The sequence below is a fragment of the Komagataeibacter europaeus LMG 18890 genome (assembly GCF_000285295.1).
Lineage (GTDB): Bacteria > Pseudomonadota > Alphaproteobacteria > Acetobacterales > Acetobacteraceae > Komagataeibacter > Komagataeibacter europaeus.
Genome location: NZ_CADP01000113.1, coordinates 1 through 8,252 on the forward strand (window position 1 = coordinate 1; position 8,252 = coordinate 8,252).

Sequence of the window (8,252 nt, forward strand, 5' to 3'; positions counted from 1 at the left end):
TTCGCACGCTTCGATCCGAAGATCGTCATTTTCCCAGCGGAACCGGGGCGTCTCCTCAGTCTCCCGGTCGAGCCATTCGAGCGCCTCATGGGCACGCTCCTTGTCCAGCAGGCGACGTGCAACATCGCCGATAGAAGAGGACTGACGTTCACTCAGGTTGACTGCTTCGATATAGGCATCGACGTCACCTATTGCATCGGCCAGATCCTTCAGATGACCGAGGGTCTGCATGCGCGCAAAGTCGGTACGATAGTCTCCCTTCGCATTTGAGGCGGGAAGGTCGTGCAGTCGTGCAAGCAGCGTGTTTCTGAGTATGGCCGCGCCCGGCTTCCCCAGTGCTTCACCGCACGAGACAAGCAGGCGGTCACAGGTGCCATACCCGTCGTTATCGAGAAGTGTGAGCATATCCCTGACAGTGACAGCCGGATCCCGACCAGCCTGTCGTCCCCAGAGGGAGCCAAGATCGGAGACCGCTTCGCGAAACACATCTGACAGGTAACCGGAACTGTCATCAGAGCGCTCATAGACGGAAGGAGCAAGTTCCACGAGAAGACGCATGGCGGAAATGGCCTGCCCGACATCCGTCGTTGCAACATCGTTGAGAATGGATTGCCGTAAGGCATCGAGCTCGGTCGTAAGGGGTTTGATCCGGTCCCAGGGCAGGAATCCACGGGAACGCTGGATCGTTCGCAGCCTCTTTTCGATCTCCTTGCCGAGTTTGTCTTTCGCATGAGTGGCTGTCAGCGCCATGCGCAGCTTCCGGGTGAGCACGGCATCCTGTTCCGACAGTTCGACCAGAAGGTCTGCAAGCCGATCCGCACCAAGGGCTTTCAGATTGTTTTTCGTGACGGTCGTGCCAACTTTCGCGGATGCGGCGGATTTGCGGGTGGCAGGTTTTGTAGAAGGAGTGCGGACCATGAATGCAGATTATGACAGCGACACAGGGGACGCAATCAAAAGCCGTTGTCAGGAAAAAGAGGAAAAAAGCTAGGGCCTGTTAGGGCTTGATCCAGTCTGCTGCGGCAGCGATGTGGATGACCGCGAGGAACGACGTTGCTGTTTTTTCGTATCTGGTTGCGACAGCACCCCACTCCTTGAGGCGAGCCCAGAGGTTCTCGACAAAATGTCGACACCGATAGGCCCATTCTGGGCAGGCGACCGACCCATCGCGTCGTTTCGCAGGAATGGCGGGCCGGGCTCCCATGTCCCATATCCGTTCACGAAAGGCGTTAGACGCGTAGCCCTTGTCCGCCACTACCCACAGGGGAATGGAGGGGAGGTTGTCGAGCATGGCTGGTGCCTGGGGCAGTTCATGAGCCTGTCCGGGGGCCAGCGCAAAACCGAAGGCTTTTCCATGTCCGTCAGCGATCACGCAGACTTTCGTGCCATAGCCGTCGCGAGAGCGGCCAAGTGCTTCACGATGGTCCCGTTCTTCGAAAGAGGCCTCTTTTTTGGGCTCCCGCCGCCTTGTGGTGAGCCCTGATGTTCGTACCATCCAGAAAAGTCATTCCGAACGCCACTCCCTGTTGTTCCTGAACCAGTTCGAGCAAGCGTTCCCATACGCCGAGTTTCGACCAGCGGATGAAAAGCTGCGCCGCCCGCCACCATGGACCCAGTTCAGCGGGGATGCTCCGCCATTTCGCGCCATTCTCATGGCGCCAGAAAATTGCTGCTATCGTACGCCGCAGATCATGGGGTGGCGTCTTGCCCCTTGGGCGAACCGCCTCAACCAGAGGTTCCCAGATCGCCCATGTCTCGTCCGTAAAGGCGCCTGTTCTGTCTCCTTCTTCCATCCCTACAATATGGGAAGAAATTCAAGATCTAACAGGCCCTAACACTACAGTTGCAGTTTGGTTTCCGGCCTAGAAAGATGAAGAATTTGCGGTTTTTCTCGATGTAGACCGTCTGAAATTCGAGCTTTCTGGAAAGCACGGAAACCATGAACAATTAACGAACAAAACAAACTGCAACTGTAGTGCTAACGCTTGGCGAGGCTCATGCGCTGGCTGTTTTGCCAGAATTCATGGGCGACGATGGGGCCATGTTTCCCAGCCATGAGGCGATGGCCGAGAAGTCTGGGGCCTGTCGTCGAACCGTTATCAATGCCCTGAACCGAGCGTATGCCCTGGGCATTGTGAAGCACACGCCGCGCTACGTGTATGACCAGGCCCTGGGAAAGCGCGTCAGGACATCAAACGCCTACGAGATCGTCCTTTCTGCGCTTCATCAGGTGGCACAGGCCGCGCGTTTCCTCATGCGGAGCGTCAGGAACCACCTAAGTGCAAGACCTGCACACGAACGTCCCTTGTCTTCTCATCAACCTCGAGACATGAAAACCGGGAACTCTTCATTTTGGGTGGATACAAAATGGGGAGCACGTCAACCCGCGACCATTCGGGTCGAAGGGATATGCCTTCTGCCGTGCTGACACAGGAAATGGCGGTATCGTTCAGCACGCGTGGTCCAGCAGGCGATGAAGGTAGGCGGCCAGTACAACCGCCTCGTTATGCTGCGTGTCACGCGCGCCATACAGCAGGGTGATGGGACCGGCGCGCGCCATGTCCAGCAACTGCTGCACCGGATTGGGATTGGCCTGCAGTTCCGCGCTGTAGCGTTCCTGAAACCCGTCCCACCGGGCCGGGTCATGCCCGAACCATTGCCGCAGTCCGGTGCTGGGCGCGATATCTTTCAGCCACAGCGTCAGGTCAGCGCGCTGTTTGCTGACCCCACGGGGCCACAGCCGGTCCACCAGCACGCGGCTGCCATCATCGGGTGCGGGCGGGTCATAGACCCGCCTGACGTGAATGGTGTGTGTCATGCCTATCCGACCAGTGTCGCATCGGCCGCCGAACCGAAGAATTCGAAACGGATCTGGCTTTCGGGCACGCCACCGGCCTTCAGCGTGGCTATGGCATCACGCATGAAGCCGTCGGGGCCGCAGATATAATATGTCGCGGTCCGGTCGATTTCCCGTGCAAGCCATGTCGGTGTCATGCGGCCTGCATGGGTGGTGACGCCCGTGGCGTCCTGTGCCGCCTGCGGTGTCGCGCGGCTGTAGAACAGGTCGGCGCGCAGCATGCCCCTTGCAGCAAGATCGCGGATATAGGGGCCGAAGGCTTCCGTTGCGGGCGTACGGGTGGTGTGGATGTAACGCACGCCCGTGGCCGCACCCGCACCCAGCGCGCCCAGCATGGAAATGAATGGCGTCAGGCCAGAACCCGCGCTGAGGAATACGATGGGTGCGGGGGCCGGGTTGCCCAGCGTGAAATCACCCGCCGGAGCGGAAACCTGCAGCACCGTGCCCTCTTGCACGCTGTCATGCAGCCAGTCGGATACCACGCCATTGTCGATACGGCGGACGCTGATGCGGTAGGCATTTGAACCGGGGGCGGAGGAAATGCTGTAATTACGTCGTTCCGAGCCATATCCCGGCACGTCGAGGCGGAAGCTGAGATACTGCCCCGGCACATGGCGCATGACGGGCTTGCCATCGACGGGCGCCAGTTCGAAGGAGGTAACGGTCTCACTTTCCACCGTGCGGCGGCTGACACGGAAGGGACGCCAGCCAACCCAGCCACCGGGGGCCGCGGCATGGGCCACGTAAATCTGTTCTTCCCGCCCGATCAGGATTTCAGCCAGGAACCAGTAGGCCTTGCCCCACGCATCCATGATATCGGGGGTTGCCGCATCCCCCAGAACATGGGCGATGGCGCCCAGCAGGGCATCGGCAACATAAGGATAGTGCTCGGGCAGGATGTTCAGCCCGACATGCTTTTCCGCAATGCGTTCGACCGCACCGGCCATGGCACCAAGGTTGTCGATATTGCGGGCATAGGCCAGCACTGCAAGCGCCAGTGCCTTTGGCTGTTCCCCGTCCTTCTGGTGCGAAATGTTGAACAGATCGCGAATATCTGGATTGGCCAGCAGGCGGCGATACATTTCCGTCGTTATCGCCAGACCATGTGCTTCCAGCGCGGGCACGCAGGCCTTGATGATGCTGCGGGTCTTGTCATCCAGAGGTGACGCCATTTTTTCCGATCTTTCTTAAAGATATATATTTAGGATTATCTTTCTGGATGTCTTTAAAGATGTCAATATTTTATACCTTTATGGCCACGCATACCTTTTATGCATGGGTCGTTTTGTTGGGTGGTCCGAAAACATCTGCATAATCTCGTACGCGGTGCTCCAGTGCCCAGCGTATCGGGAACATGCTCCATCCGTTTCCCACTCAGCGGCATGAAGCCTGCTTACAGGTTGATGGCCTGATGCCGTCCGCATAATCCTTGCAGCAGGGTGATTTCAAATGACCGGCCAGCCAGTGGGCACAAGCGGGAGTATTCGTGGACCGCGACGGTGTGCAGGAACGGATCTTGGGACGTAAATCCAAGCCAGCGGAAGTGCATGGCGTTCTTGGTTTCGGGGATCGGTCCAACCATGCGCCCATATGTTGCCTTGCTTGAAGGTGGCGGCGGCATGGGTGTCCGATCGGCCACTTACGCGGTGGCGAAGCGCTCCCGGAATGCACGCTCCAACGACCGGGCGATTGTGCCAGTGGTATCTACGCAAAAACCGTCTCGCCGGTCATTGCGATCCCCTGCCACGATCTTTTATGCAATGTCTCGAAATTGCGCGGTTTGGCAGGTATCTTTTCTGGGACGACGGCTTTGGCTCATATGATTCTGCCATGACAACACGAGAAAAATGTTTTGACATCGCATTGTTCCGCGTGCAATTAAATACCAGACAGGTTTCCTGAAAGACGCGTTCATCAATGGCGGTGAACGACGTGGAAATGGCACAAACAATCACGACGACACCCGGACGGCCAACGATGGTCTCCGTGCCTGAATAAAGGCGTCTCCGTCACACCTGATGGATGGGGACTGGATGCGATGACGTGGACACAGGATTCCTCAAAGCCGGAAACCCGCGTACCCTTCTTGCGGCGTTCCTGTATTTCGATGTCTCGTTCATGGTGTGGGTCCTGCTTGGCCCGCTGGGCATTTCGATTGCTCACGACCTGCATCTGAATGCCGGTCAGAAGGGCCTGCTGGTCGCGACCCCGGTTCTGGCAGGTGCGCTTTTGCGTGTACTCGCCGGCGCGCTGGTCGATCATTTCGGGCCGCGACGGGTCGCGATTGGCGCCCAGATTCTTGTCATCGCCGGGCTGTTCCTGACATGGCTGATCGCGCCACACAGCTATGGCGCACTGTTCGGGGTTGCACTTGTGCTGGGCGTCGCCGGGGCGTCGTTCGCGATTGCGCTGCCGCTGGCCTCCGCATGGTATCCGCCACAATATCAGGGCACGGCGCTGGGAATTGCCGGGGCCGGCAATTCCGGCACGGCGCTTGCCTCGCTGTTTGCACCTGGCCTGGCCGTGCTTTATGGCTGGGTCAATGTGCTGGGGCTGGCAACGCTGCCACTGACCGCCGTGCTGGTCGCCTTTATATTTCTGGCCAGTGAACCGCCGCAGCGTCGGTCCAGCGGGGGGCTGGTAACCTGGCTGCCTGTGCTGCGTAGTGGTGACTGCTGGCTGCTGATGTTCTTCTATGGTGTGACGTTTGGCGGCTTTGTGGGGCTTGCCTCGTTCCTGACCATCTACTTCAACGATCAGTATGCCCTGCCGCCCGCCATTGCAGGAAGCTGCACGGCAATGGTCGTGTTTGTCGGTTCGTTCGTGCGTCCTCTGGGGGGCGCCATGGCCGACCGGATTGGAGGGGAGCGGGCCCTGAGCATCCTGTTCGCGCTTGCTGTCGTCATTTTTGCAATGATCGGCTTCGGCCTGCCAACAATCTGGTTCGCGTTCCCGGCCTTTTTCCTTGGCATGGTCGTGCTGGGGCTGGGCAATGGCGCCGTATTCCAGCTTGTGCCCACGCGTTTCCCCAACCGGGTCGGGATCCTGACCGGACTGGTAGGCATGAGTGGCGGGGTAGGGGGGTTCTATCTTGCATCCACCCTCGGGGCTGCGCGACAGGCAACGGGGTCCTACGGTCCCGGCTTCCTGGGCTTTGCCTCGGTTACGCTGGTGGCGTTTGCCTGTGTTGGCGTGTGCCGTCGCCGCTGGGCGGCTGAACGGCCCCGGATGTCGGCTGAAGCCGATGCGACCGCCTCTTCATAATATCAGATCAGGAACGTATCCCGTGACCTGTATTTCCGACGCGCTCCGGCCCGCTTCGCTTACGGTCGGCTTCACCACCGTTCTTGCCAGCCTGTGTACCGGCCATGCGGCCCATGCCGATACTCCGCCCGCCGCGGGTGTCACGGCAACCGGTATCTTGCCAACCGCGTCCCGTCCGCCTGAAAAGGCGGCCATCCACCGCCTTGCCCTGCCGCACAGCCCTGACTGGGGTGTCTTCAACGCAGGCAAGGGAGCCGCCGCCGGGTTCGGCACCGTGGGTGGTTTTGGCCAGGCGCGCTGGGCCGAGGACTGGAGCGATATTGTCAATACACCCCCTGAACAGCGCCGCAATGACTGGTTCAACCGCCTGAAATACATTCCCCTGACAGATAAAGGCGATATCTGGCTGTCCATCAATGGGGAGGAGCGGCTGCGCTATGCCTTTGAAAACCAGCCGCAGATGGGGACCGCCGGCAAGACCAATGCCAGCCGTGTGCTGCTGCGCAGCCAGTATGGCGCCGACCTGCACCTGGGTGAACATGTCCGCGCCTATGCCGAGTTCCTGTGGGGCGAAGCGGGGGGATCGAACTATTATGGTTACCAGACCGGGGTGCAGCGCGAACGGCTGGATCTCCAGCAGGGCATTCTGGAGGTAAAGGGCAGGATGCTGGGGGCACGGATGGGCGTGATCGGCGGTCGCCAAATCTTTCTCGATGCTCCCGTTACCATGCAGTCTGCGCGCGACCTGACCAATGCCCAGCAATCGTGGGATGGATTCCGTGGCTATGCGGTGTGGAAATCTTTCCGGCTGGACCTATTCGATTTCATGCAGACCAACAAGCTACCGCGTAACGTATTTGCCGACGGCACGAACTACAACGCCCGGATGTATGGGATCTATACGTCCACGGCGCTGCCGAAATTTTCGGTCATGGGGCAGAAAAGCCAGGTTTTTGCTGATGTGTTCTTCATTGGCTACCTGTTCAACGGTGCATCGGCGGCGCTGGCCACCACAACGGGCACGCAGGCCGGATCGACCCGCCGCGACAATATCGGTGCACGCGTGTGGGGGAATGTCGGCCCCTTCGATATCAGCCTGACGGGCGTGTTCCAGGGCGGCGAATTCCGTCCCGCCGGCGGGGGAGCAACACGCCCGGTACGGGCCTATGCCGTTAACGGGACACTGGGGTGGACGGCGAAGGGCCTGAAAGCAAAACCATCCCTTGCCTTGCAGGGCGACCTGTTTTCAGGCGGGTCCTATCACAGTCAGGACGGCGCGGTCGGCACATTTGCTACGCCCTATTTCCCGCTGCCGTATTATAATGACGTGACACTGGCCCTGACATCGCAGAACCTGGTCGGCATCGGGCCGGTCATTACGGCAGCCCCGCTGCCAAACCTGCATCTCAAGCTGCATGTTCCCGTTTTCTGGCGCGAAAGCACGCAGGATGCAGTGTATGGCACCGGCAAGATCTATAGCTGGCGCAACGGGCTTTCGGGCGGGTTCATTGGCACCACGCCCCAGACACAACTTGCGTGGAATTTCGCGCCCCACTGGACATGGACGCACGATATCGCAGGCTTCGTCGCATCGCAGGGCATGCATCGTGCGGGGGCGAAGGACGGGGCATTCTACATGCAGACCATGGAATTCAAATTCTGACAGCCGATTGTACGACAGGGGAAACGAACATGACCGGAACGCGAAACATCGTCATCATCGGCAACGGTATGGTTGGCCATTACTGTGCCGAACAACTTGTGGCGCATGGTCTGCATGAGGACTGCGCGATTCACATTTTTGGTGACGAACTTCACGATGCCTATGACCGTGTGCACCTGACCGAATATATGAGCGGACGCGACGCGCTGGCGCTGCGCCTGCATGTGGATGATTTCCATACCCACCACGGCCTGACCCTGCACCGTGGCGTCAGGGTGACCCGCATCGACCGCGCGGCCCGGATGGTGGAAAGCGCCGAAGGCCCGCTACCTTACGACACGTTGATCCTTGCCACTGGTTCCACGCCGTTCGTGCCGCCGGTTCCGGGCAATACAGGCACAGCGGGGCTGGTCTATCGCACGCTGGATGACCTTATGTGGACGGCCGGTTCGATGCAATGGATCACAT

General features: G+C 59.5%; 7 protein-coding genes. 3 read left to right on the forward strand and 4 right to left on the reverse strand.

All coding sequences use genetic code 11. The annotated features are described in order from the left end of the window. The 4 genes from GEU01_RS17935 to hmpA form a co-directional block, all read right to left on the reverse strand. The coding region (locus tag GEU01_RS17935; RefSeq protein WP_026018850.1) for a DUF6880 family protein at nucleotides 1–918 on the reverse strand (918 nt) is incomplete at its 3' end. A gap of 79 nt (nucleotides 919–997) precedes the next feature. After that, nucleotides 998–1,793, reverse strand: a protein-coding gene (locus GEU01_RS24835; protein ID WP_198284496.1) for an IS5 family transposase whose coding sequence is annotated in 2 segments (ribosomal slippage) — nucleotides 998–1,442 and nucleotides 1,441–1,793 — 798 coding nt in all. Because the reading frame shifts where the segments join, the coding sequence is not laid out codon by codon here. Nucleotides 1,794–2,449: 656 nt separating this feature from the next. After that, a complete protein-coding gene (locus GEU01_RS17950) occupies nucleotides 2,450–2,818 on the reverse strand; it encodes a DUF488 domain-containing protein (protein WP_007396149.1) in 369 nt (122 codons plus the stop codon). Between the two features lie 2 nt (nucleotides 2,819–2,820). Further along, complete coding sequence (hmpA, locus tag GEU01_RS17955; protein WP_019087187.1) at nucleotides 2,821–4,029, reverse strand: NO-inducible flavohemoprotein; 1,209 nt, start codon at nucleotides 4,027–4,029, stop codon at nucleotides 2,821–2,823. An 871-nt stretch (nucleotides 4,030–4,900) separates the two neighbouring features. Between hmpA and GEU01_RS17965 the strand changes: the two genes are divergently transcribed. From GEU01_RS17965 to GEU01_RS23230, 3 genes are all read left to right on the forward strand, one after another. Further along, nucleotides 4,901–6,121 carry a nitrate/nitrite transporter gene (locus GEU01_RS17965; RefSeq protein ID WP_026018852.1) on the forward strand — a complete coding sequence of 407 codons (1,221 nt, stop codon included), beginning with the start codon at nucleotides 4,901–4,903 and terminating at the stop codon, nucleotides 6,119–6,121. A 22-nt stretch (nucleotides 6,122–6,143) separates the two neighbouring features. Next, nucleotides 6,144–7,784, forward strand: a complete 1,641-nt coding sequence (locus tag GEU01_RS17970; RefSeq protein ID WP_019087190.1) for an alginate export family protein — start codon at nucleotides 6,144–6,146, stop codon at nucleotides 7,782–7,784. Nucleotides 7,785–7,813: 29 nt separating this feature from the next. Continuing rightward, the coding region (locus GEU01_RS23230; protein WP_019087191.1) for an FAD-dependent oxidoreductase at nucleotides 7,814–8,252 on the forward strand (439 nt) is incomplete at its 3' end.